A 21,679-nucleotide genomic window follows, 5' to 3' on the forward strand; every position below is an offset into this window, starting at 1 on the left:
ACCGGCCAGGAGCCGGGCGTCCTACAGCGACTCCGGATCCCGCCGCAGCGAGAATCCCTGCGCCCCGTTCATCGCCAGGTAGCTGACGTTGCGCGACACTTCCGGCGCCGCGTCGCCGGCGTGCAGCGCGCGCACGCCGTCCAGCACCATCTTGTCGGCCAGCGTCATGCGGTCCAGCATGCGCAGGTACTGCATCCAGCTCTCGACCAGGAAGACCTCGCGCCACACGCCTTCGCGCTCCAGGTCGCGGAACAGCTGCCACTGCTGCGCGCCGTTGCGCAGCCGCATCAGGCGCAGCGGATGGGCGGCGGCGATCAGCGCGCGCAGCTTGTCGTTCGGAATCTGGTACTGCACCGCCACCAGCACCGCGCCGTGCTCGGTGTCGAAACCGGCGGCTTGCAGGGCCGGCTCGGCGCTGTCGGCGCGCGTCAGCGACTGGGCGTCCACCTGCTCGGGCAGGCGCGAGCGATACAACAGCAGCACCGTCAGGCCCAGCATGACGCCGGCGCCGGCCAGCGCGCCCGACACGCCCAGCGTGCCGGCGAAATGGCCCCACATGAACGAGCCGGCCGCCAGCCCGCCGAAGATGGCGGTCTGGTACAGCGCCAGCGAGCGCGCCTTGACCCAGTCCGGCACCAGCATCTGCACCGTGGTGTTGTAGGTGGCCAGCACGCCGATCCAGCAGCCGCCGGACAGCAGCAGGGCGGGGAAGGCGACCCACAGCGTGCCGGTCAGGCCCAGCGCCAGCAGGCAGGCCGCCAGCAGGCCGGCGGCGGCGCTGATCAGGCCGCTGGCGCCCCAGCGCGCCTGCACCCGGCGCACCAGCACGCTGCCCAGGATGGCGCCCAGGCCCAGCGCGCCCAGCATGTAGCCGTACAGCATGGCGCTGCCGCCGTCGTGCTCGTGGGCCAGCAGGGGCAGCAGCGCCCACAGCGCGCTGGCCGACAGGCCGAAGGCGAAGGCGCGCAGCATGACCACGCGCGTCACGGTGGAGTGCTGGGTGTAGCGCAGCGCCGTGACCGCGCCCTGCAGCAGGCGCTCGGGCGGCAGGCGGCGCTCGGGCAGGTCGCGCTTCCAGCGCCAGATCGCCCAGATCAGGCCGCCATAGCAGAAGCAGTTCAGCAGGAACACCCAGGGCGCGCCCAGCGCGCCCAGCAGCAGGCCGCCGATGGCCGGACCGACCGCGCGCGCGACGTTGTAGTTGACGCTGTTCAGGAGCACCGCGCTGCCCACGTGGGCGCGAGGCACCTGCTCGCCCACCGCGGCCTGCCAGGCCGGCGTCACGACGGCGCTGCCGATGGCGATGCAGAAGACCGAGGCGATCAGCGTGATCGGATGCAGCAGGCCGGCGAAGGCCAGGATGGTGATGAACAGGCCGCCGGCCAGTTCCAGCCCCATGCCGGCCAGCATGACCTTGCGGCGGTCGTAGTTGTCGGCCAGCACGCCGGTCAGGATGGACAGGGCCACCAGCGGAAAGGCGGCGGCCACCTGGATCATGGCGACCAGCAGCGGGCTGCTCTGTTCGGTGGTGATGATCCAGGCCGCGGCGACGGACTGCGCCCAGGTGCCCAGGTTGGCGAACAGGTTGGCGATCCAGATGATGCGGAACGCCGGGAAGGACAGCGGGGACAGCGTGCTGACGCGCAGCGCGGGCGCCGGCGCGGCGGCGGGCTCGGCGGCGGGCTCGGCGGGCAGGTCGGTGTTGGCCGAAACGGGTTGGAGCATGCGGGCCTCAAGAAGCGCCCCGGCCGTACCGCGGGCCGGGGTCGCCCAATGGTACGCCGAAAGCCGGACGCCAGCATGGCATGGCGGGGCGGGCGGGCCGGGCCCGCCCCGGGGCCTGCCTGGCCCGGCCTACTTCGCGGCGGCGGGCGCCGCCGGGGGCGGGGGGTAGGCCTGGTTCAGGTACTGGATGATCAGCTGCGCCTGGTCCGGCGCGATGGGCGCGCCATAGACGGCGACCATCTTCTTCACCTCGGCCTCCCAGAAGCCCAGCGGCATGGGCGGCTGGGTGGACAGGTAGTCCACCGAATGGCACATGAGGCACTGGGCCGCGCTCTGGGCGCCGGGGCTGTTGCCCGGATGCAGGGTGGCGGTTTCGGCGGGCAGCTGGATGTCCAGCGCATGGGCCGGCGACAGCATGGCCAGGGCGGCGGCGCCGGCCAGCGCAAGCAGATGACGGTTCATGACGGGCTCCTCAGGCGGCGGTGACGCGCAGGGTTTCGACCACGTTGCGCATGTAGCCGGCGGGGTTCCACAGCGCCTCCAGCGGCTGGGTCTCGCCCGCCATGTTGGTGGCGCGGGCCTTCAGCTCGTAGGCGCCGGCCCGTTCCGGCTTGAAGTCCGCCTGCCATTCGCGGAACGAGTAGCGCCCCAGATCCTGGCCCAGCTGGGCGGCGCGCCAGGTCTTGCCGCCGTCGGCCGAGAACTGCACCTCGCGGATGCCGCGCCCGCCGTCGAAGGCGATGCCGCGCACGCGCTGCGCCTGGCCCAGCGGCACGCGGGCGCCGTCGGCCAGGCTGGTGATGAAGCTGCGCACGTTGTAGCGGCCGATCGGACGGGTCTTCTCCGGCGCCTTGCCCACCGGCGTACTGGCGCAGTCGTTGTCCGGGATGCGGTAGGCCTTCTGCATCCAGTAGCCGTCGAATTCCTTGTCCAGCACGGTGATGTCGGCCAGGTGCTTGACCCAGTAGGTGCCGTAGTGGCCCGGCACCACCAGGCGCACGGGGTAGCCGTTCAGCAGGGGCAGGTCGGCGCCGTTCATGGCGTAGGCCAGCATGACCTCGCCGTCCATCGCGTGGGCCGCGTCCAGCGCCTTGACGAACTCGGGCGTGCCCGGCAGCACCGGCCGGTCCATGCCCTCGAAGCTGACCTGGCGCGCGGCCTTGCCGATGCCGGCCTTCTCCAGCACGCGCGACAGGGGGATGCCGAGCCAGCGCGCATTGCCCATGGCGCCGTTGCCCAGCTGCCCGCCGCCCACGCGCGGCTCGAAGAAGCCGCGGCTGTTGCCGGAACACTGGGTCACGGCCACCAGCTCCACCGGCGCGCCGAACTTCTCCTTCAGGTCGGCCAGCGTCAGTTCCAGCGGCGCGTCCACCAGGCCGCCCACTCGCAGCCGGTAGGCGGCCGGGTCGATCCGTGTCGGGATGTTCCCCAGGTGATAGCGCACGAAAAAGGCGTCGTTGGGGGTGATGATGCCCTCGTTGTAGACCTCGAACGGCGTCTCCAGTTGCGGCGGCCGGGCGGTCTGGCGGATCAGCGGGCGCTTTTGCGGGTAGGCGATCAGCTCGCGCTCGCCATTGGCGAAGGGCAGGGTGACGGTGGCGGGGGCCGCCAGCGCATTCAGGGCCTGGCCGGCTGTCGTGCCGGCCGCGCCCAGGGTACAGGCCTGGCGCAGGAAGCGCCGGCGTCCGTTGGTGCCGGATGTGCTCATACTCGTTGTCTCCTGGAGTTTTTCGAGTACGCTGCCGGCGTTGCGCAACCTGTCCGGCGGCGGCTTGCCAGAGTATGCGCCCGGACCCCGCCGCCGCGCCACGTTTTTGCGCGGCGCGCGGTTTCAATAACCGCTATTTCCGTCTTTGACCATGTCGCTACGATTCGATGGCCGCGCCTTCGCGGCCCTGCTGCTGCTCACCGCCGTGGAGGCGCTGATCGCCACCGTGGGAAAACCCTATCCCTGGCTGCGCGGCTTCGTCGGCGACGTGCTGGCGGTGGGCTGGGTGTACCTGGTGTTCCGCAGTTTCATCCGGGCGGGCGTGCTGCCGCTGGCGGTGGCGGCGCTGCTGACGGGCTATGCGGTCGAGTTCGGCCAATACCTGGCCAAGCTCTACGGCTGGCAGATCAAGCAGCCGCTGCTGCGCATCCTGCTGGGCAGCGTGCCGGACTGGTGGGACGTGCTGGCCTACACGGTGGGCTTCTTCCTGGTGCTGGCGCTGGCGGGCTGGCGCCGGCGCGGCGGGCGGGTGCCCGCCGGCGCCTAGGCGGCGTCCGCATGCCGGCGGCCGCGCGCTATCGCAGCACCAGCACCGGCAGCTTGGTCTGCGCCAGCACGCGCTGGGTTTCGCTGCCCAGCAGGAAGCCGGTCATGCCGTGGCGTCCATGCGAGCCCATGATGATGAGATCGCAGCCCTGCGCCTTGGCCGCGTCGACGATGGCGGCATGCGGGTGGTCGTTGACCGCCACCATGCAGGAGCAGGGCACCAGCGCATTGCGGGCCTGCGCCTCCAGCCCGTCCAGGTAGGCCTGCGCGTTCTTGCGCGCCTGGTCGGTGTGGTAGCCCTGGGCGGTGCCCAGCATCTCGGCCTGGTAGACCAGCAGGTGGTCTTCGGGAATGGCGCGCAGCACGGTGACGGCGGCGTTCATCTCCTTGGCGAAGACGATGCTGCGCTGGAAAACCGAATCGGACAGCGGCGAGCCGTCCACGGTGATGAGCAGGTGCCTGTACATGTTGCCTCTCCCTTGGAAAAAGGAACGTTCAGCAACGGCGAATTCAGTATAGGCCCGTGTTTTGGCGTGATCCAGTCCCGCTTTCGGACGAGGGCGGCGGGGTTTTCCCGGACGGCGCCGGGCGTTTCGGGCGGCGGGTCAGGCGTGCGCGGGGGCGCGGCGGCCGATGGCGGGCGCGGCCTGGTCGGCGGCGGGCGGCGCGGCGTCACCGGCGCGGCCGTCCGGCAGGATCACGTTGGGGAACAGCGCGCCGGTGCCCATCAGCGCGCCGGCGGCCATCAGCCAGCGATGCAGGGTCTGGCCGACGCCATGTGGGTCGCTGGCGCCGTTGCGGGTGTCTGGTGGGGAAAGGGTCATGGATCTGCTCGCGATGCCGCGCAGGCGCTGCCGCCTGCGGTGTGGGCTGGTAGTGGCAAGCCCAGACTCTAAGCAAGCATGCGCATCGCCGGCAAACACTCTTTGGTGATGACGATATGCGCGCGCCGCTTATGCCGGCCTCGCATAAGCGCATGCGCAATCGGTTCTTCCGCGCCGGCGCGCGCGGCGATAGGCTGCATGCCTGAACCCCGCCGGGGCCAGCCGTCGCGCCGGCCCCGGCCAGAAGCCTGGAAGACCGTCCGTCATGACCAAGAAGCAGATCCTGCTCAACGCCTTCAACATGAACTGCGTGGGCCACATCAACCATGGGCTGTGGACGCATCCACGCGACACCTCCACCGCCTACAAGACGCTGGACTACTGGACCCACCTTGCCCGGCTGCTGGAGCGCGGCCTGTTCGACGGCCTGTTCCTGGCCGACATCGTTGGCGTGTACGACGTGTACCAGGACTCGGCCGACCTGACCCTGCGCGAATCCATCCAGCTGCCGGTCAACGACCCGCTGCTGATCGTGCCGGCCATGGCGGCGGCCACGCGTCACCTGGGCTTCGGCGTCACCGTCAACCTGACCTACGAGGCGCCTTATCTGCTGGCGCGCCGCTTCTCCACGCTGGACCACCTGACCCAGGGCCGCGTGGGCTGGAACATCGTCACGGGCTACCTGGAGAGCGCGGCGCGCGCCATGGGGCTGTCCGGGCAGATCGCGCACGACGAGCGCTACGACCGCGCCGACGAATTCCTGGACGTGGCCTATCAGCTGTGGGAAGGCAGCTGGGACGCGGACGCGGTCAAGGCCGACAAGCGCGCGCGGGTCTATGCCGATCCCGCCGCCGTGCGCCGGGTGGACCATGACGGCAAATACTATCGTGTTCAAGGCTATCACCTGGCCGAGCCCTCGCCGCAACGCACGCCGGTGCTGTACCAGGCGGGCTCGTCGGGCCGGGGCCTGGCCTTCGCCGCGCGCCATGCGGAATGCGTGTTCGTTTCCAGCCAGACCAAGGAGGGGCTGCGCAAGCTGGTGTCCGAGCTACGCGCGGCGGTCGCGCGCGAGGGCCGCGATCCGCGCGACATCAAGTTCTTCATGGGCATCACGGCCGTCGTCGGACGCACGGAACGGGAAGCCCGGGACAAGCACGCCGAGTACCTGCGCTACGCCAGCCCAGAGGCTGGCCTGGCGCACTATGCCAGCTCCACCGGCATCGATTTTTCCACCTACGCGCCGGACGAGCCGATCCGCTACGTGAAGAACAACGCCATCGAATCCGCCGTGCGCAGCCTGACCGTGGCGCGCACCGACCGCACGGTGCGCGACCTGCTGGCCGACATGGCGCTGGGCGGGCGCTATCCGGCGCTGGTGGGCAGCGCCGCGCAGGTGGCCGACGAGCTGGAATCCTGGGTCGCGGAAACCGGCATCGACGGCTTCAACCTGGCGCGCACGGTCACGCCGGAATGCTATGAGGACTTCATCGACCTGGTGATTCCCGAGCTGCAATCGCGCGGCTCGTACAAGACCGCCTACGCCGACGGCACGTTGCGCGAGAAGCTGTTCGGCGCGGGCCGCGCGGCCTTGCCGGACGTACACGCGGGCGCGCGCGCCCGGACCGCCTACGCCTGAACGCGCGGCGCGCATGCGTGGCAGATAACCGGCGCCGCAAGGCGCCGGCTTCGTTTAGAACTTCGGGCGATAAGCGCATATTTCCCGAAGTGGGTTGCTGTCCATGCGGCGCAAGCGCGGCCACATAAGGCACATAAGATCATGCCGACTAAGTATTTTTCGGCGCGCAACCGCGATGACAGAATCGTCTCGTCTCCTGTCCCATCCTGGAATCGAAACGATGCCCGCCCTGATCCGCCTGCTGTCCGTCGCCGTCCTGGCCACCGCCTTCACCGCCGGCGCGCAAGCGCAGCAAAAATCCTCCATCAGCGTCGGCATTTCCGTCGGCACGACCGAGAAGATCTTCGACGTGGTCAAGCAGGTCGCGGCCCGCGATGGCCTGGAGATCAAGCTGATCAAGTTCAATGACTACCAGCTGCCCAATGCCGCGCTGAACGCCGGCGACCTGGACGCCAACGCCTTCCAGCACAAGCCCTTCCTGGACAACCAGATCAAGGCGCGCGGCTTCGACATCGTGCCGGTGGGGCTGACCGTCACCGCGCCGCTGGGCTTCTATTCGCGCAAGATCAAGGCGCTGGGCGACCTGCCCGAGGGCGCCTCGGTGGGCATCCAGAACGACCCTTCCAACGGCAACCGCGCGCTGCGCCTGCTGGCGGCCTACAAGCTGATCACGCTCAAGCCCGAGGCCGAGCAGAAGAACAACGCCACGCCGCAGGACGTGGTGTCCAACCCGCGCAAGCTCAAGCTGGTGCCGCTGGACGCCGCGCAGCTGCCGCGCTCGCTCGATGACCTGACCGCCGCCGCCATCAACAACGACTATGCCGACCAGGCCGGCCTGGTGCCCGCTCGCGACGCCATCGGCCGCGAAGCCGCCGATGGCCCCTATGCCAACCTGATCGCGGTGCGCGCCAAGGACCGCGACCAGCCCTGGGTCAAGAAGCTGGTGGCGGCCTACCAGTCGCCCGAGGTCCGCGCCTTCATCGAGAAAGAATTCAAGGGCTCGCTGGTGCCCGCGTTCTGACGCGTCCGGCCGTCCTTTCCGCATCCCTGACTTCCGGCGACACACCATGAGCATCATCACCCTGGCGGGCAGCCCGTCGCAGCGTTCCCGTTCCTCCGCCCTGCTGCGCCATGCCGCCAACCGGCTGCGCGCGGGCGGCTGGAGCATCGGCGAACTGGGCCTGCGCGACATTCCCGCCGAAGAACTGATCGAGGGCCACTACGCCAGCCCCGCCGCCGGCGCGCTGCGCGCCCGCGTCGCGGCCGCTGACGCGGTGCTGATTTCCACACCGGTCTACAAGGCCTCGTTCGCCGGCGGCCTGAAGGCGGTGCTGGACCTGCTGGACGAGAAGGCGCTGGCCGGCAAGGTGGTGCTGCCCATCGCCACCGGCGGCAGCCCGGCGCACCTGCTGGCGCTGGAATATGGCCTGAAGCCGGTGCTGTCCGCGCTGGGCGCGCGCCACATCCTGGCCGGCGTGTACGCCACCGACAAGCAGGTGCGCGTGGACGAGGCCGGCCAGCCCCATATCGACGACGACGTGCGGCAGCGGCTGGAGGACTCGGTCGACCGGCTGTCCGAGCAGCTGCGTCCGCATGCCTATGTCGCCAATGAAGCCTATGACCTGGGCCGGCTGGCGCTGGCCGGCGGCTTCAGCGTCTGAACCGGAAAAACGCTCATGAACCTGTTTCCTTCCGCCATCCGCCGCGCCTTGCTGCGCGGCCTGCTGGGCCTGTTGGGCGCGGCGCTGCTGGCGCCTGCCGCGCAGGCGCAGGACGGCAAGACGCTGCGCATCGGCTTTCAGAAATACGGCACGCTCACCATCGTCAAGGCGCTGGGCACGCTGGACAAGCGCCTGGCCGAGCAGGGCGTGACGGTGAAGTGGACCGAGTTCCCCGCCGGCCCGCAATTGCTGGAAGGCCTTAACGTGGGCTCGATCGACTTCGGCACGGTGGGCGAGGCCCCGCCGATCTTCGCCCAGGCCGCCGGCGCCGCGCTGGTGTACGTGGGCAGCGAGCCCGCCGCGCCCGCCAGCGAGGCCATCCTGGTGCCCAAGGATTCGCCGCTGCGCGGCGTGGCCGACCTGAAGGGCAGGAAGGTCGCCCTGAACAAGGGCTCGAACGTGCACTACCTGCTGGTCAAGCAGCTGGAGCGCGCGGGCGTGGCCTACCGCGACGTGAACGTGGTCTACCTGACGCCGTCGGACGCGCGCGCCGCCTTCGAGCGCGGCGCGATCGACGCCTGGGTCATCTGGGATCCGTTCCAGGCCGCCGCCGAGAAACAGCTGGGCGCGCGCGTGCTGGCCGACGGCACCGGCGTGGTCAAGAACTACCAGTTCTTCCTGGCCGCCAGCGGCTACGAGAAGGCGCATCCGCAGATCATCCAGACCGTGCTGGACGAAGTGCGCAAGGGCGATCTGTGGGCGCGCGACCACCGCGCCGAAAGCGTGGCCCTGCTGCAACCGGTGCTGGGCCTGGACCGCGAGATCGTGGAGCTGGCGGCGAGCCGGCTGGCCTATGGCGTGCAGCCGATCACGCGCGAGGTGCTGCAGGAGCAGCAGCAAGTGGCGGACGCGTTTCATGCGCTCAAGCTCATCCCCAAACCGCTCAACGTATTCGACGCCGCGCCGTCGATACTGAAATGAAGCCCACCCCCGAAGCGCTGCGCGCTTCCCCCTCAAGGGGGCATGCCTACGGACCGGCAAAGCCGGCTCCGTGGCATCCCGATGGCGCGGCGACGGTGTGATGCACAACTGAAATGCACTAGGAAAGGACTTTCATGGACGTATTCTGGTTCATCCCCACGCATGGTGATTCGCGTTACCTGGGCACCAGCCTGGGCGCGCGCGAGGCCGGCTACGACTACTTCCGGCAGGTGGCCGTGGCCGCTGACACGCTGGGCTACGACGGCGTGCTGCTGCCCACCGGACGCTCCTGCGAGGACGCCTGGGTGGTGGCCTCCAGCCTGATCGGCGCGACCAATCGGCTCAAGTTCCTGGTGGCGATCCGCCCCGGCGTCAGCTCGCCGCAGTTCTCCGCCCGCATGGCCGCCACCTTCGACCGCCTGTCGCAAGGGCGCCTGCTGGTCAATGTGGTGACGGGCGGCGATCCCGGCGAGCTGGAAGGCGACGGCGTGTTCGTCAGCCATGACGAGCGCTACGCCATCACCGCCGACTACCTGAAGATCTGGCGCGGCATCCTGGCCGCCAGCCACGAGGGCGCGGGCTACAGCCATGACGGCGAAAAGCTGGTGTCCAAGGGCGGCAAGGTGCTGTATCCGCCGACGCAGAAGCCGTATCCGCCGCTGTACTTCGGCGGCTCGTCCGAGGCCGCGCACGAACTGGCGGCCGAGCAGCTGGACGTGTATCTGACCTGGGGCGAGCCGCCCGAGGCCGTGGCGCGCAAGATCGCCGACGTGCGCGAGCGCGCGGCGCGCCATGGACGCAGCGTCAAGTTCGGCATCCGGCTGCATGTCATCGTGCGCGAGACCGAGGCGGCGGCCTGGGCCGCCGCCGACGAGCTGATCAGCCATCTGAGCGAGGACACGGTGAACGCCGCGCAGGCGGCCTTCGCCAGGATGGATTCGGAAGGCCAGCGCCGCATGGCCGCGCTGCACGGCGGCAAGCTCGACGACGGCCGTGGCGGCCGCTCGCACCTGGAGATCGCGCCCAACCTGTGGGCCGGCGTGGGCCTGGTGCGCGGCGGCGCGGGCACGGCCCTGGTGGGCGATCCGCAGACCGTGGCGGCGCGCATCCAGGAGTACGCCGATCTGGGCATCGACACCTTCATCTTCTCGGGCTATCCGCACCTGGAAGAGTCGTACCGCTTCGCCGAGCTGGTGTTCCCGCTGCTGCCCGGCAAGGGCCGTGGCCGCCAGGGCAATCCGGTGCTGACCGGCCCGTTCGGCGAGGTCATGGCCACCGAGCTGGTGCCGAAGGTCGCGGCCAGCTGATGGATACGCGCCCCGAACGCGGCTGGCGCGCGGCGCTGGCGCCCTGGCTGGTGCCGCTGGGCATCCTGGCGCTGTGGCAGCTGGCTGCGCAGGCTGGCTGGCTGTCCTCGCGCATCCTGCCCGCGCCCTCGGCCGTGGCCGCCGCGGCCTGGTCGCTGGCCGTGTCGGGCGAGCTGTGGCTGCATCTGCGCGTCAGCGCGCTGCGCGCCTTGTGGGGCCTGCTGCTGGGCGGCGGGCTGGGCCTGGCGCTGGGCCTGCTGAACGGCGCGTCGCGCCGCGCCGAGACGCTGCTGGACACCACCTTGCAGATGATCCGCAACATCCCAGTGCTGGCGCTGATCCCGCTGTTCATCCTGTGGTTCGGCATCGAAGAGACCGCCAAGTTGGCGCTGCTGTCGGTGGGCGTGTTCTTTCCCGTTTATCTCAACACGTTCCACGGCATCCGCTCGGTGGATCCGGCGCTGATCGAGATGGGCCGGTCCTACGGCCTGAGCGGTTGGCGCTTGTACCGCGACGTGATCCTGCCCGGCGCGCTGCCGTCCATGCTGGTGGGCCTGCGCTTCGCGCTGGGCCTGGTGTGGGTGGTGCTGATCGTGACCGAGACCATCTCGGCGCAGTCCGGCATCGGCTACATGACCATGAACGCGCGCGAGTTCCTGCAGACCGACGTGGTGCTGCTGGGCATCCTGCTCTACGCGCTGCTGGGCAAGGGCGCGGACGCGCTGGCCCGCGCGCTGGAGCGGCGCCTGCTGCGCTGGAACCCCGCTTACCGGCCGGCTTGAGCCGGCCATCGAGGAGTGATGATGGCCAAGATCCAAACCGTGCAGGACGCGCGCCGCGACGACGGCGCGGGCGCCGCTTCCGGGCGCGCGGCCGACGCGCCGCCGCCCACGCCGGCCGAGGCGCTGGAAACGCTGGCGCAGGCGCTGGCCGCCACCGCCGTCGAGCGTGACCGCCTGGGCGGACATGCCGCCCGCGAGCGCGAGCTGATCCGCCAGAGCGGCCTGCTGCGGCTGTCGGTGCCGACCGCGCATGGCGGGGCCGGCGCCAGCTGGTCGACGGTCCTGGGCGCCGTGCGCCGGCTGGCCCAGGCCGACAGCGCGCTGGCGCATGTATTCGGTTTCCACCATCTGCAGGTGGCCGGGGTGCTGCTCTACGGCACGCCCGAGCAGCACGCCTACTTCCTGGAGCCGACCGTGGCGCGCAACCTGTTCTGGGGCAATGCGCTCAATCCGCTGGACCGCCGCGTGGTCGCGCGCGCCGAGCTGGACGGCTATCGCATCGACGGCGTCAAGAGCTTCAGCTCGGGTTCGGTGGGCTCGGACCTGCTGACCTTCTCGGCCTGGCACAAGCCGTCCGGCACGGCGCTGATCGCCGCGTTGCCGACGCGCGTCGAGGGCATCACCGTCAACCCGGACTGGGACGCCTTCGGCCAGCGCCAGACCGACAGCGGCACGGTGCGCTTCGACCATGTGCGGCTCGAGGCCGTGCAGGTGCTGCAGGCGCCGGGCGCCACGCCGACCGCGCGCGCCACGCTGCGCTCGCAGGTGGCGCAGCTGATCATGACCAACCTGTACCTGGGCATCGCGCAGGGCGCGTATCACGATGCGCGCGGCTATGTGCGCGACGCCGCCCGGCCGTGGTTCGCCTCGGGCGTGGAGCGCCACGCCGACGATCCCTACGTGCAGGAGCGCTTCGGCGAGTTCTGGCTGTCGCTGCAGGCGGCCCGCGCGCTGGCCGACCAGGCGGCGCAGGCGCTGGACGAGGCGCTGGCGCGCGGCCCGTCCGTCACCGCCGAAGAGCGCGGCCGCGTCGCCGTGGCCGGCGCGCAGGCCAAGGTGCTGGCGCATCGCGCGGCGCTGTCGGTGGGCGCCGAGCTGTTCGACGTGACCGGCGCCAGTTCCACTCACAACCGCCACGGCCTGGACCGCCACTGGCGCAACGCCCGCGTGCACACGCTGCACGATCCCGTGGCCTACAAGATCCGCGACCTGGGCCGCTACGCGCTGCTGGACCAGTTGCCCGAACCCACGCCGTATTCCTGACCCCAATCCTGTCCCGATGATGAACCGACTGCCATTTCCCGGATTTACCCGATGACCCAGAGCGCGACGCTTTCCCCGCTTTCCGCCGTGCCCCAGCCCGTGATCCGGCTGGACGCCGTGAGCAAATCCTTCCGCCTGCCGGCGGGCCGTTTCGATGCGGTATGCGACGTTTCGCTGTCGATCCGCGCCGGCGACACCTTCGGCATCATCGGCAAGAGCGGCGCCGGAAAGTCCACGCTGCTGCGCCTGATCAACCTGCTGGAGCGGCCCGACCATGGCGCCGTGCACGTGGCCGGCACCGAGCTGACCGGCCTGGGCAAGTCCGCGCTGCGCGCCGCGCGCCAGAACATCGGCATGATCTTCCAGCAGTTCAACCTGCTGCAGAACGAGACCGTGTTCGAGAACGTGGCCTTCCCGCTGCGCGTGCACGGCGGCCGCGACCGCGAACAGATCGCCGCGCGGGTGCGCGAGTGCCTGGAGATCGTGGGGCTGGCGGACAAGTCCGCCAGCCATCCGGCGCAGCTGTCCGGCGGCCAGAAGCAGCGCGTGGCCATCGCCCGCGCGCTGGCCAGCGAACCGGCGGTGCTGCTGTGCGACGAACCCACCTCCGCGCTGGATCCCGAGACCACGCGTTCCGTGCTGGGCGTGCTGCGCGACATCAACCGGCGGCTGGGCGTGACCATCGTCATCGTTACGCACGAGCTGGCCGTGGTGCGCGCGCTGTGCCGCCACGTCGCGGTGATGGAGAACGGCCGGGTGCTGGAGCAGGCCGAGATCACGGGCGCGCACGTGAACCTGAGTTCGGCGCTGGGGCGCGAACTCATCCGCGAGGCCGCCCATCCCTATGAAGAGGTGGCGTGATGCTGGATACCTTCGTGCAATTGCTGCCCGAGCTGGGCGTGGCCATCGGCCAGACCTTCCTGATGCTGGCGATCGCCCTGTCCGCGTCCATCCTGCTGGGCGGGCCGCTGGGCGTGCTGGTGTTCCTGACCGGGCCGGGCCAGTCGCTGGACCGCCCCGTGCTGCACCAGCTGTTGAGCTGGACGGTGAATACCGTGCGGTCCTTTCCCTTCATCATCCTGCTGGTGGCGCTGGTGCCGTTCACGCGCGTCATCGCCGGCACCTCGATCGGCCCGGTGGCCGCGGCCGTGCCGCTGTCCTTCGCCGCCATTCCGTATTTCGCGCGGCTGGTCGAACAGGTGCTGCGCGAAGTGCCGCGCGGCGTGATCGAGGCCGCGCATGCCGCCGGCGCGTCGGAGCTGCAGATCGTGCGCCGTGTGCTGCTGGTGGAGGCGCGCTCCGGCCTGGTGCTGGCGCTGACCGTGCTGGCGGTGAGCTTCCTGTCCTACTCGGCCGTGGCCGGCGTGGTGGGCGGCGGCGGCATCGGCGACCTGGCCATCCGCTATGGCTATTACCGCTTCCAGACCGACGTGATGGCGCTGACCGTGGCGCTGCTGGTCGTGCTGGTGCAGATCATCCAGTTCGCCGGCAACACCATCGCCCGGCGCATCGATAAACGCTGATTCCCCTACGCCATTCCGAGGTCGTCCATGTCCGTCCTGCGCAAGCCCTCCCTCCGTCAACTGGCCGCCGCCGTCGCCGCGCTGGCCCTGTCCGGCGCCGCCGTCGCGGCCGATCCGGCCAAGAAGGAAATCGTCTTCGGCGCCACCGCCGGTCCCTACAGCGACCAGATCAAGCTGGGCATCAAACCCATCCTGGAAAAGCAGGGCTACACGGTGCGCGTGGTCGAGTTCAACGACTATGTGCAGCCCAACTTCGCCCTGGCGCAGGGCGCGCTGGACGCCAACGCGTTCCAGCACGTGGTCTACCTGCAGAACTTCGCGACCAAGAACAAGCTGGAACTGTCAGAGCTGGTGAAGGTGCCGACCGCGCCCATCGCCATCTACAGCCGGAAATACAAGAGCGTGGACGCCGCGCCCGAGGGCGTGAGCGTGGCCGTGCCGAACGATCCCACCAACCAGGCGCGCGCGCTGGTGGTGCTGCAGGAGCTGGGCTGGGTCAAGCTGCGCGAGGGCTACGACCCGCTGCGGGTGTCGGAGAAGGACGTGGCCGCCAATCCGAAGAAGATCAAGCTGATCCCGCTGGAGGCGGCGCAGTTGCCGCGCTCGCTGGAGGACACCGACTATTCCTTCGTCAACGGCAATTTCGCGCTGGCGTCCGGGCTCAAGCTGACCGAGGCGCTGGCGCTGGAAAAGACCACGCCCACCTACCAGAACCTGGTGGCGGTGCGCACGGCCGATCTGTCCAGGCCCTATGTGCAGGACATCGCGGCGGCCTACCGCTCGCGCGAGTTCCTGGCCGTGACCGAAAAATCCTTCGCCGGCTTCGTCAAGACCGACGACCAGCGCAAGCTGGAGGCGTCCCGCTGACGGCCGCGCGGCCGGGCGCGGACAGGATCGGGTATCGGGAGGCCGCCGTCATGTTCATCAACCCCAACGAGTTCGAGCTGCTGCGGCACCTGGACGGGCCGGCCCGCACGGGGCCCGAGGCCGACGCGGACGCCCGGGCGGCGCAGGCCGAGCCGGGACCGACGCCGCCGCTGAGCGTGACGCTGCGCAAGCTGGGCAAGCGCTACGGCGAGCGCGTGGTGCTGCGCGGCCTGGATCTGGAACTAGCCGCCGGCGAGTTCGTGGCGGTGGTCGGGCGCAGCGGCTGCGGCAAGAGCACATTGCTGCGCCTGCTGGCGGGACTGGAAGCGCCCAGCGGCGAGCAGGGCGGACCGCCCGCGCGCTCGCCGGTGCTGTTCGACGGGTTTCCGCAATGGGGCGCCGACGACCGGGTCCGCATCATGTTCCAGGACGCGCGACTGCTGCCGTGGAAGTCGGTGCTGGACAACGTGGCGCTGGGCCTGCCGCGCCGGGAGCGGGCGCAGGCCGCGGCGGTGCTGCGCCAGGTTGGCCTGGGCGATCGCGGCGGCGACTGGCCGGCGCAGCTGTCGGGCGGACAGCGCCAGCGGGTCGCGCTGGCGCGGGCGCTGGTGCACCGGCCCGGCCTGCTGCTGCTGGACGAGCCGCTGGGTGCGCTGGACGCGCTCACGCGCATCGACATGCAGCAGCTGATCGAGACGCTGTGGCGGCGCGATGGCTTCACGTCCGTGCTGGTGACGCACGACGTGGGCGAGGCCGTGGCGCTGGCGGACCGCATCCTGGTGCTGGACGAGGGCGGGGTGGCGCTGGACGAGCGCGTGCCGCTGGCGCGTCCGCGCGCGCGCGGATCGGCCGCCTTCGCCGCGCTGGAGGCGCGCGTGCTGCGCGTGGTCCTGCGCCAGCCGGAAGAGGAGCCGCGGCCGCTGGCGCAGGTGATTCCCATCCGGCACTTGAAGCTGGCGATCTAGCATTGCCCGCGCCGGCAACGGCGGGCGCGGATTTTCTTTGTTTTTCTCAATTCGGGAGCAAGTCATGAGCATTCAATCCATCAACGCCCGCAACCAGTTCCGCGGCAAGATCAAGGAAATCATCCTCGGCCCGGTGGTGTCCGAAGTGGACGTGGACACGCCGGCGGGCATCGTCACCTCGGTGATCACGACCCGTTCGGTCAAGGAACTGGACCTGCAGGTGGGCACCGAGGTGCTGGCCTTCGTCAAGGCCACCGAGGTGTCGGTCGCCAAGCTTTGACGCGGGGGCCGCAACCGTGTAGCGGCTTCATGTGGCGGCCACGTCATGTGACGTCGCGCGCCCGGGCGGGCCGGCGGTTGTTGCGACCCAGCAACAGCCGCCGGGGATTGTTTCCAAACCCTGCGCCGTCGCTTTTTTAGCTTGCCGCTATGCCAAAATGTCGGGCACCGGGATCGGAGCCAGATCCCCCCTTGCCGGACCTTGAAATTGAATCCCATGCATTTTGTCCGCTGCGCCCTGTTCGGCGCAGGGATGGCGCTTAGCGCCGCGGCGGCCTCGGCCCCCATCTTCGTCCTGAATTCCCTGGACGCCAACGTCAGCATCGTCGATCCCGCCTCGTACAAGGAAGTGCGCCGCGTGCCCACCGGCAAGGAGCCGCACCACCTGTACCTGACGCCCGACGAGAAGTCGCTCATGGTGGCCAACGCCACCGGCGACTCGATCACGCTGATGGATCCCAAGACCGGCGAAGTGCAGCGCACGCTGACCGGCATCGTCGATCCCTACCAGCTGCAGTTCTCGCCCGACATGAAGTGGTTCGTCACCGCCGCGAACCGCCTGGACCACATCGACATCTATGCCTGGAAGCCGCTGGAAAAGGGCTTCGACCTGAAGCTGGTCAAGCGCATCCCGGCGGGCAAGACGCCCAGCCACATCATGATCGACGCCAAGAGCACCACGGCCTACGTCACGCTGCAGGACAGCGACCAGCTGATCGCCATCGACCTGGCCACGCAGACGCCGAAGTGGACCGTGTCGGTGGGCAAGACGCCGGCCGACGTGTTCCTCACGCCCGACCAGAAAACGCTGCTGGTGGCCCTGACCGGCGATTCCTATGTCGAGGCTTATGACGTCAGCAATGGCCCGGCCAAGCTGGTCACCCGCATCAAGACGGCGGCAGGCGCGCACGCCTTCCGCGCGCAGGGCGACAAGCGCCACCTGTTCGTCAGCAACCGCACCGCCAACTCCATCAGCCGCATCGACCTGCAGACGCTGGCCGTGACCGACACCTTCGCGGTGCCGGGCGGTCCGGACTGCATGGACGTGCTGGCCGACGGCAAGACCCTGCTGGTCACCTCGCGCTGGGCGCGCAAGCTGACCGTGGTCGACCTGGAGCAGAAGAAGGTCGTGCAGCAGGTGCCGGTCGGCAAGTCGCCGCACGGCGTCTGGACGCTGAACCATGCGCCGACGCGCTGAGCCGTCGAAGCTGGCGGCGGCCTGCCTGGCCGCGCTGCTGCCGGCGCTGGCCGGCGCCGCCGGGCCGGCCCCGGCGGTTTGCGACAAGCCCGTCTACCTGACCTTCGACACCGGCCACATGGGCGTGGCCCCGCTGGTGGCCGACGTGCTGGCCCGCCATCAGGTCAAGGTCACGTTCTTCCTGGCGAACGAGCGCACGCTGACCGACGGCGCCAGCCTGGACGACCAGTGGGCGCCCTGGTGGAAGGCGCGCGCCGCCGAGGGCCATGCCTTCGGCTCGCATACCTACGACCACGTCTACTGGCAGGGCGACCTGCCGGACGGCAAGTTCCGCGTCAAGCCCAGCGCCGGCCCGCAGACGGGCAAGGTCCAGACCTGGACCGCGCAGCAGTATTGCGAAGAGATCAAGCGTTCGGCCACGCGTTTCACGCAGATGACCGGCCGCGCCATGCTGCCGCTGTACCGCGCGCCGGGCGGCAAGACCTCGCCGGCGCTGCTCAAGGCGGCCCGCGAATGCGGCTACGAGCACGTGGGCTGGGCGCCGGCCGGTTTCCTGGGCGACGAGCTGCCCAGCGACAAATTCCCCAACGCCCGCCTGCTGGAGCAGGCGCTGCGCAACATCAAGCCCGGCGACGTCCTGCTGGCCCACCTGGGCATCTGGTCGCGCCAGGACCCCTGGGCCCCCGCCGTGCTGGAGCCGCTGGTTGAAGGCTTGCAGCGCAAGGGCTATTGTTTCGCCACCTTGGATACGCATCCGGCCTACAAGGGCTGGATCGCCACGCATCACTGATCATGGATACGCTTAGTCAATGGTTCGGGGAGTGCCAGCAATGGCTCTTCGAGACCCTCGTGCAGCCCGCGCTGTTTCACCTGGGCATGAGCAACTTCATCGAGGACGGCTACGACGCCACCATGTGGCTGCTGGTCGGCCTGCTGCAGATCGCGCTGCTGGTGCTGGTGTTCGGCCCGCTGCAACGCCTGCGCCCGGTCGAACCCGTGACCGACCGCCGCCAGATCGGCATCGACGTGCTCTACACGCTGATCCACCGGCTGGGCGTGTTCCGCCTGGCGCTGTTCTTCACCGTGGACCCGCTGTGGGACAGCGTGTTCGGCCAGCTGCATATCTGGGGTTTCGCGCCGTTCCAGCTGGACCAGTACTGGCCGGGCGTGACCGATCGCGCCTGGGTCAGCCTGATCATCTACCTGCTGCTGTTCGACGCGGTCGATTACTTCTACCATCGCGCCCAGCATCGCTTCGGCTGGCTCTGGTCGCTGCACGCGGTGCACCACAGCCAGCGCCAGATGACCATCTGGAGCGACGACCGCAACCATCTGCTGGACGATATGCTGCGCGACGTGGTCGTGGTGTTCGTGTCGCAGCTGGTGGGCGTGCCGCCGGCGCAGTTCGTGGCGGTGGTGGCGATCACCCAGCTGGCGCAGAGCTTCTCGCATGCCAATCTGCGCCTGCATTTCGGCGCCATCGGCGAACGCCTGCTGGTCAGCCCGCGCTTTCACCGGCATCACCATTCCATCGCCTACGACGCCTCGTCACCGGGCCCGGCCGGCGGCTACAACTTCGCCGCGCTGTTCCCGATCTGGGACGTGCTGTTCCGCACCGCGCGCTTCGGCACGAACTATGGCCCCACCGGCATCCATGACCAGCTGCCCGAGCAGGGCGGACGCGACTACGGGCGTGGTTTCTGGTCGCAGCAGTGGCTGGCGCTCAAGCGCATGACGGGCCGCGAGCACGATCCGGAAACGGCGGCGTCCAAGCCGCCGGCACAGGCCGGCCAGGCCTGAGCCGGCGCGCGGACTCACTGCGCCAGGCGCAGTCCGCGTTCGCGCGCCAAGGTCTCGATCGATTCGCGCTGTTCGTCCAGGAAGCTGGCGAACGCCGCGCCGGCGCGGGTATCCAGCGTGATGCCCTGTTCCTGGAATTGCCTGCGCAAGCCTGCGTCGCGCGCCGCCTCGGCGATCGCGGCGGCCAGCGCGTCGACCACCGCCGCGGGCGTGCCTCGGGGCGCGAACACCCCATGCCAGGACGCGAAGCGAAAGCCGGGCAGGCCGGCCTCGGCCAGCGTCGGCGTGTCGGGAAAGGCCGGTGAACGGTCGGCGGTGACGGCCAGCAGGTCCAGCTTGCCGCCCTTGACCAGCGGCGCGGCGGCGCCGTCGATCATCACATCCACCTGGCCCGAGGCCACGTCGTTGAGCGCGGGCGCGCTGCCCTTATAGGGCACGGCCAGCAGGTCGATGCCGGCCGCGCCGCGCAGCATCTCCATCGCGAGCTGGCTGGGCGTGCCGATGCCGCCGGTGGCGTAGCTCAGCTTGCCGGGATGGGCCTTGGCGTAGGCGATGAAGTCGCCGGCGGTCTTGAAGCCGGTCTTGGGGTTGGCGACCAGTAGCAGCGACACGCTGGTCAGGCGCGCGACGGGCGCGAAATCGCGCTGCGCGTCATAGGGCAGGTTGGGCATCGAGAGCCGGTTGATGGCGTGCGTGGCGATGTCGCCCAGCAGCAGCGTATGGCCGTCGGGCTCGGCCTTGGCCGCGATGCCGGCGCCGATGGAGCCGCCCGCGCCGGGGCGGTTGTCGACGATGAAGGGCTGTCCCAGTTTTTCTCCCAGCGCCCGCGCGAACACGCGGCCGATCATGTCGGCGTTGCCGCCGGCGGGGTAGGGCACGATCAGCCGGATGGGCTTGTCGCCCGGCCAGGACGGCCCCGGGCCGGCGGCGCCCGCCAGGGGCGCGCAGAATGCCAGGCCGATGGCCAGCAGCGTTTTGGCACAGCTCATGATGCAGTCTCCCTTGTCGTTGTTGTAGCCGGCGCGGGGCCGGACGCGCGCCTCAGCCCGGCGATCCCACCGTCCGGGTGGGATCGCTCAGGGGCGGTTGCGGATAGTGCAGGCCGCGCTGGCCGCCGAACTGGCGGTCCGCGCGCGGCGGCGCGGCGGGGGCCGGGAAGCCGGTCAGCCGGCCTGCGGAAATCCAGTCCCGGTCCACGCCCCAGGCCCGTTCGACCAGCGCCTGTTCCAGGCGCTGGCGGATGGGCGCGTACTGCGCCGCCTCGGACAGGTCGTGGCATTCCCTTGGGTCGGCCCGCAGGTCGAACAGCTGCACCGCGTTGCCGGCCGGATACCAGATCAGCTTGTGGCGGCCGTCATGCGCCATGCGGGTCGCCAGCCGGTCTTCCTTGCATTCACCGTAAAGGATGTCGCGGCGCCGCTCGCCCGTCATGGGCAGGCCTTCCACCGTGGCGGGGACCGGCAGCCCGGCCAGCGACAGCAGGGTAGGCATGACGTCCTGCAGGCCCACCAGCCGCTCGTCCACCTGGCCGGCGGGCACGCGCGCATCGCCAGCCGCGCCGACCAGGATCATGGGCACGCGCGCCGAGCCTTCGTAGAACAGGCGCTTGGCCCACAGGCCGAAGTCGCCCAGCATGTCGCCGTGGTCGCCGCAGACCAGGATGACGGTATCGTCCAGCAGCCCTTCCTCGCGCAGGGTGCCGAGCAGCACGCGCAGCTGATGGTCGATGTGGCTGCACAGCGCGTAGAAGGCGCGCCGGATGGCGCGCAGCCGGGCGGGGTCGTCGCCGATGGGCCAGTGCTCGCGGATGCTGCGCAGGGCGGGCGGGATCGCGTCCGCGTCCTGGTCCCAGCGCTGTTCCCAGGCGGCGCGCGCGGGCAGGTCGATGGCGTCGCGCCCATACAGTTCGAGGTAGGCGGCCAGCGGCACCAGCGGCGGATGCGGATGGGTGTAGGAGACATGCCACAAGGCCGGCCGGCGCGGGTCGCGCCGCTTGATCATCCGGGCGGCCTCGCGGGTGGTCCAGTTGGTGACGTGCAGGCGTTCCGGCAGGTGCCAGGGGCGGTGCAGGTAGTCGTTGTTGTTCATGCCGTGCAGGTACTGCTCGCCCGCCGCGCCTTGTTCGGCGAGGTACATGTCGTAGTCGTCCACCGCGCCCAGCTGCGAGCGGCCTTCCTCGGCCAGCAGGATGTCGTCGAAGCCGATGCGGTCGCGCTGCGGGTACAGGTGCATCTTGCCCACCGCGTAGGCCTGGTAGCCGCCGTCGCGAAAGCTCTGGGCCAGCGTGGGCAGCGCGGGCATGGGCAGCGCGGGAGCGAAATTGCGGTCGCCGTGGCCGCGCGGCGAGGTGCCGGTCATCACGCTGCGCCGCGCGGGGATGCAGATTGGACACTCAGCGTAGGCGCGCGGATAGCGGGTGCCCAGGCGGGCCAGGTGGTCCAGCGTCGGCGTCTGGATGACGGGATGGCCGGCGCTGCCCAGCAGGGCGCCGGGCCATTGGTCGACCATGATGAACAGCACGTTGGGCGGATGGGGCATGGGGGCGTCTCGCGGCTACGGATCCTGGCCAGTCTAGGACGCCGTGGCTTGCGAAAACAGGGCATGACGGCGATAC

General features: G+C 70.0%; 23 protein-coding genes. 16 read left to right on the top strand and 7 right to left on the bottom strand.

What is annotated here, in order from left to right:
* Positions 1–21 precede the first annotated feature (21 nt).
* The 3 genes from AC6LJ9_RS15410 to sorA form a co-directional block, all read right to left on the bottom strand.
* On the bottom strand, positions 22–1,725 hold the full coding sequence (locus AC6LJ9_RS15410) for an MFS transporter (protein ID WP_498148233.1): 1,704 nt from the start codon (positions 1,723–1,725) through the stop codon (positions 22–24).
* Positions 1,726–1,854: 129 nt separating this feature from the next.
* Complete coding sequence (sorB, locus tag AC6LJ9_RS15415) at positions 1,855–2,187, bottom strand: SorB family sulfite dehydrogenase c-type cytochrome subunit (protein WP_498148234.1); 333 nt, start codon at positions 2,185–2,187, stop codon at positions 1,855–1,857.
* Positions 2,188–2,197: 10 nt separating this feature from the next.
* Positions 2,198–3,433 carry a SorA family sulfite dehydrogenase catalytic subunit gene (sorA, locus tag AC6LJ9_RS15420; RefSeq protein ID WP_498148235.1) on the bottom strand — a complete coding sequence of 412 codons (1,236 nt, stop codon included), beginning with the start codon at positions 3,431–3,433 and terminating at the stop codon, positions 2,198–2,200.
* 151 nt (positions 3,434–3,584) lie between these two features.
* On the opposite strand from sorA, the gene AC6LJ9_RS15425 reads away from it, so the two are divergent.
* Entirely contained in the window at positions 3,585–3,980 is a 396-nt protein-coding gene (locus tag AC6LJ9_RS15425; protein WP_103272097.1) for a ribosomal maturation YjgA family protein, read from the top strand.
* A 28-nt stretch (positions 3,981–4,008) separates the two neighbouring features.
* Here AC6LJ9_RS15425 and AC6LJ9_RS15430 read toward each other — a convergent pair whose 3' ends face one another.
* Complete coding sequence (locus AC6LJ9_RS15430) at positions 4,009–4,446, bottom strand: universal stress protein (protein WP_212319616.1); 438 nt, start codon at positions 4,444–4,446, stop codon at positions 4,009–4,011.
* A 138-nt stretch (positions 4,447–4,584) separates the two neighbouring features.
* On the bottom strand, positions 4,585–4,803 hold the full coding sequence (locus tag AC6LJ9_RS15435) for a hypothetical protein (RefSeq protein ID WP_498148236.1): 219 nt from the start codon (positions 4,801–4,803) through the stop codon (positions 4,585–4,587).
* Between the two features lie 265 nt (positions 4,804–5,068).
* Between AC6LJ9_RS15435 and AC6LJ9_RS15440 the strand changes: the two genes are divergently transcribed.
* From AC6LJ9_RS15440 to AC6LJ9_RS15510, 15 genes are all read left to right on the top strand, one after another.
* Positions 5,069–6,439, top strand: a complete 1,371-nt coding sequence (locus tag AC6LJ9_RS15440; protein WP_212319612.1) for an LLM class flavin-dependent oxidoreductase — start codon at positions 5,069–5,071, stop codon at positions 6,437–6,439.
* 220 nt (positions 6,440–6,659) lie between these two features.
* Entirely contained in the window at positions 6,660–7,460 is an 801-nt protein-coding gene (locus AC6LJ9_RS15445; RefSeq protein WP_498148237.1) for a MetQ/NlpA family ABC transporter substrate-binding protein, read from the top strand.
* Between the two features lie 46 nt (positions 7,461–7,506).
* A complete protein-coding gene (gene ssuE, locus AC6LJ9_RS15450) occupies positions 7,507–8,100 on the top strand; it encodes an NADPH-dependent FMN reductase (protein WP_212319608.1) in 594 nt (197 codons plus the stop codon).
* 15 nt (positions 8,101–8,115) lie between these two features.
* Entirely contained in the window at positions 8,116–9,081 is a 966-nt protein-coding gene (locus AC6LJ9_RS15455; RefSeq protein ID WP_498148238.1) for a sulfonate ABC transporter substrate-binding protein, read from the top strand.
* A gap of 134 nt (positions 9,082–9,215) precedes the next feature.
* Positions 9,216–10,388 (top strand): FMNH2-dependent alkanesulfonate monooxygenase, encoded by a 1,173-nt coding sequence (gene ssuD, locus AC6LJ9_RS15460; protein ID WP_498148239.1) that lies wholly within the window; start codon positions 9,216–9,218, stop codon positions 10,386–10,388.
* Positions 10,388–11,170 (top strand): aliphatic sulfonate ABC transporter permease SsuC, encoded by a 783-nt coding sequence (gene ssuC, locus AC6LJ9_RS15465; protein ID WP_212319602.1) that lies wholly within the window; start codon positions 10,388–10,390, stop codon positions 11,168–11,170. The genes ssuD and ssuC overlap by 1 nt, the downstream gene beginning before the upstream one ends.
* 21 nt (positions 11,171–11,191) lie before the next feature.
* Positions 11,192–12,433, top strand: a complete 1,242-nt coding sequence (locus AC6LJ9_RS15470) for an acyl-CoA dehydrogenase family protein (RefSeq protein ID WP_498148240.1) — start codon at positions 11,192–11,194, stop codon at positions 12,431–12,433.
* Between the two features lie 51 nt (positions 12,434–12,484).
* Positions 12,485–13,294: a methionine ABC transporter ATP-binding protein gene (locus AC6LJ9_RS15475; protein ID WP_212319597.1), complete on the top strand. Its 810-nt coding sequence runs from the start codon at positions 12,485–12,487 to the stop codon at positions 13,292–13,294.
* Entirely contained in the window at positions 13,294–13,956 is a 663-nt protein-coding gene (locus AC6LJ9_RS15480; protein ID WP_212319595.1) for a methionine ABC transporter permease, read from the top strand. The genes AC6LJ9_RS15475 and AC6LJ9_RS15480 overlap by 1 nt, the downstream gene beginning before the upstream one ends.
* Before the next feature lie 27 nt (positions 13,957–13,983).
* A complete protein-coding gene (locus AC6LJ9_RS15485) occupies positions 13,984–14,823 on the top strand; it encodes a MetQ/NlpA family ABC transporter substrate-binding protein (RefSeq protein WP_498148241.1) in 840 nt (279 codons plus the stop codon).
* A 50-nt stretch (positions 14,824–14,873) separates the two neighbouring features.
* Positions 14,874–15,788 (top strand): ATP-binding cassette domain-containing protein, encoded by a 915-nt coding sequence (locus AC6LJ9_RS15490; RefSeq protein WP_498148242.1) that lies wholly within the window; start codon positions 14,874–14,876, stop codon positions 15,786–15,788.
* A 64-nt stretch (positions 15,789–15,852) separates the two neighbouring features.
* Positions 15,853–16,068, top strand: a complete 216-nt coding sequence (locus tag AC6LJ9_RS15495; RefSeq protein WP_006227327.1) for a TOBE domain-containing protein — start codon at positions 15,853–15,855, stop codon at positions 16,066–16,068.
* 216 nt (positions 16,069–16,284) lie between these two features.
* Positions 16,285–17,265, top strand: coding sequence for a YVTN family beta-propeller repeat protein (locus AC6LJ9_RS15500; protein ID WP_199770963.1), 981 nt, complete (start codon positions 16,285–16,287; stop codon positions 17,263–17,265).
* Positions 17,249–18,055 (top strand): polysaccharide deacetylase family protein, encoded by an 807-nt coding sequence (locus AC6LJ9_RS15505; RefSeq protein WP_498148243.1) that lies wholly within the window; start codon positions 17,249–17,251, stop codon positions 18,053–18,055. The genes AC6LJ9_RS15500 and AC6LJ9_RS15505 overlap by 17 nt, the downstream gene beginning before the upstream one ends.
* A 2-nt stretch (positions 18,056–18,057) precedes the next feature.
* Complete coding sequence (locus tag AC6LJ9_RS15510) at positions 18,058–19,065, top strand: sterol desaturase family protein (RefSeq protein ID WP_498148244.1); 1,008 nt, start codon at positions 18,058–18,060, stop codon at positions 19,063–19,065.
* A gap of 14 nt (positions 19,066–19,079) precedes the next feature.
* On the opposite strand, the gene AC6LJ9_RS15515 is transcribed toward AC6LJ9_RS15510, so the two are convergent.
* Together AC6LJ9_RS15515 and AC6LJ9_RS15520 are read right to left on the bottom strand one after the other, a co-directional pair.
* Positions 19,080–20,054 carry a Bug family tripartite tricarboxylate transporter substrate binding protein gene (locus AC6LJ9_RS15515; protein WP_498148245.1) on the bottom strand — a complete coding sequence of 325 codons (975 nt, stop codon included), beginning with the start codon at positions 20,052–20,054 and terminating at the stop codon, positions 19,080–19,082.
* Positions 20,055–20,106: 52 nt separating this feature from the next.
* Positions 20,107–21,603, bottom strand: a complete 1,497-nt coding sequence (locus tag AC6LJ9_RS15520; protein ID WP_498148246.1) for a sulfatase-like hydrolase/transferase — start codon at positions 21,601–21,603, stop codon at positions 20,107–20,109.
* Positions 21,604–21,679: the final 76 nt, after the last annotated feature.

The organism is Achromobacter sp. 1011811831, from assembly GCF_059760905.1.

What these genes read in the sequence shown, in the direction of transcription:
- AC6LJ9_RS15410 (WP_498148233.1), bottom strand. Translation starts at nt 1,725, where the DNA reads ATGCTCCAACCCGTTTCGGCCAACACCGACCTGCCCGCCGAGCCCGCC.
- sorB (WP_498148234.1), bottom strand. Translation starts at nt 2,187, where the DNA reads ATGAACCGTCATCTGCTTGCGCTGGCCGGCGCCGCCGCCCTGGCCATG.
- sorA (WP_498148235.1), bottom strand. Translation starts at nt 3,433, where the DNA reads ATGAGCACATCCGGCACCAACGGACGCCGGCGCTTCCTGCGCCAGGCC.
- AC6LJ9_RS15425 (WP_103272097.1), top strand. Translation starts at nt 3,585, where the DNA reads ATGTCGCTACGATTCGATGGCCGCGCCTTCGCGGCCCTGCTGCTGCTC.
- AC6LJ9_RS15430 (WP_212319616.1), bottom strand. Translation starts at nt 4,446, where the DNA reads ATGTACAGGCACCTGCTCATCACCGTGGACGGCTCGCCGCTGTCCGAT.
- AC6LJ9_RS15435 (WP_498148236.1), bottom strand. Translation starts at nt 4,803, where the DNA reads ATGACCCTTTCCCCACCAGACACCCGCAACGGCGCCAGCGACCCACAT.
- AC6LJ9_RS15440 (WP_212319612.1), top strand. Translation starts at nt 5,069, where the DNA reads ATGACCAAGAAGCAGATCCTGCTCAACGCCTTCAACATGAACTGCGTG.
- AC6LJ9_RS15445 (WP_498148237.1), top strand. Translation starts at nt 6,660, where the DNA reads ATGCCCGCCCTGATCCGCCTGCTGTCCGTCGCCGTCCTGGCCACCGCC.
- ssuE (WP_212319608.1), top strand. Translation starts at nt 7,507, where the DNA reads ATGAGCATCATCACCCTGGCGGGCAGCCCGTCGCAGCGTTCCCGTTCC.
- AC6LJ9_RS15455 (WP_498148238.1), top strand. Translation starts at nt 8,116, where the DNA reads ATGAACCTGTTTCCTTCCGCCATCCGCCGCGCCTTGCTGCGCGGCCTG.
- ssuD (WP_498148239.1), top strand. Translation starts at nt 9,216, where the DNA reads ATGGACGTATTCTGGTTCATCCCCACGCATGGTGATTCGCGTTACCTG.
- ssuC (WP_212319602.1), top strand. Translation starts at nt 10,388, where the DNA reads ATGGATACGCGCCCCGAACGCGGCTGGCGCGCGGCGCTGGCGCCCTGG.
- AC6LJ9_RS15470 (WP_498148240.1), top strand. Translation starts at nt 11,192, where the DNA reads ATGGCCAAGATCCAAACCGTGCAGGACGCGCGCCGCGACGACGGCGCG.
- AC6LJ9_RS15475 (WP_212319597.1), top strand. Translation starts at nt 12,485, where the DNA reads ATGACCCAGAGCGCGACGCTTTCCCCGCTTTCCGCCGTGCCCCAGCCC.
- AC6LJ9_RS15480 (WP_212319595.1), top strand. Translation starts at nt 13,294, where the DNA reads ATGCTGGATACCTTCGTGCAATTGCTGCCCGAGCTGGGCGTGGCCATC.
- AC6LJ9_RS15485 (WP_498148241.1), top strand. Translation starts at nt 13,984, where the DNA reads ATGTCCGTCCTGCGCAAGCCCTCCCTCCGTCAACTGGCCGCCGCCGTC.
- AC6LJ9_RS15490 (WP_498148242.1), top strand. Translation starts at nt 14,874, where the DNA reads ATGTTCATCAACCCCAACGAGTTCGAGCTGCTGCGGCACCTGGACGGG.
- AC6LJ9_RS15495 (WP_006227327.1), top strand. Translation starts at nt 15,853, where the DNA reads ATGAGCATTCAATCCATCAACGCCCGCAACCAGTTCCGCGGCAAGATC.
- AC6LJ9_RS15500 (WP_199770963.1), top strand. Translation starts at nt 16,285, where the DNA reads ATGCATTTTGTCCGCTGCGCCCTGTTCGGCGCAGGGATGGCGCTTAGC.
- AC6LJ9_RS15505 (WP_498148243.1), top strand. Translation starts at nt 17,249, where the DNA reads ATGCGCCGACGCGCTGAGCCGTCGAAGCTGGCGGCGGCCTGCCTGGCC.
- AC6LJ9_RS15510 (WP_498148244.1), top strand. Translation starts at nt 18,058, where the DNA reads ATGGATACGCTTAGTCAATGGTTCGGGGAGTGCCAGCAATGGCTCTTC.
- AC6LJ9_RS15515 (WP_498148245.1), bottom strand. Translation starts at nt 20,054, where the DNA reads ATGAGCTGTGCCAAAACGCTGCTGGCCATCGGCCTGGCATTCTGCGCG.
- AC6LJ9_RS15520 (WP_498148246.1), bottom strand. Translation starts at nt 21,603, where the DNA reads ATGCCCCATCCGCCCAACGTGCTGTTCATCATGGTCGACCAATGGCCC.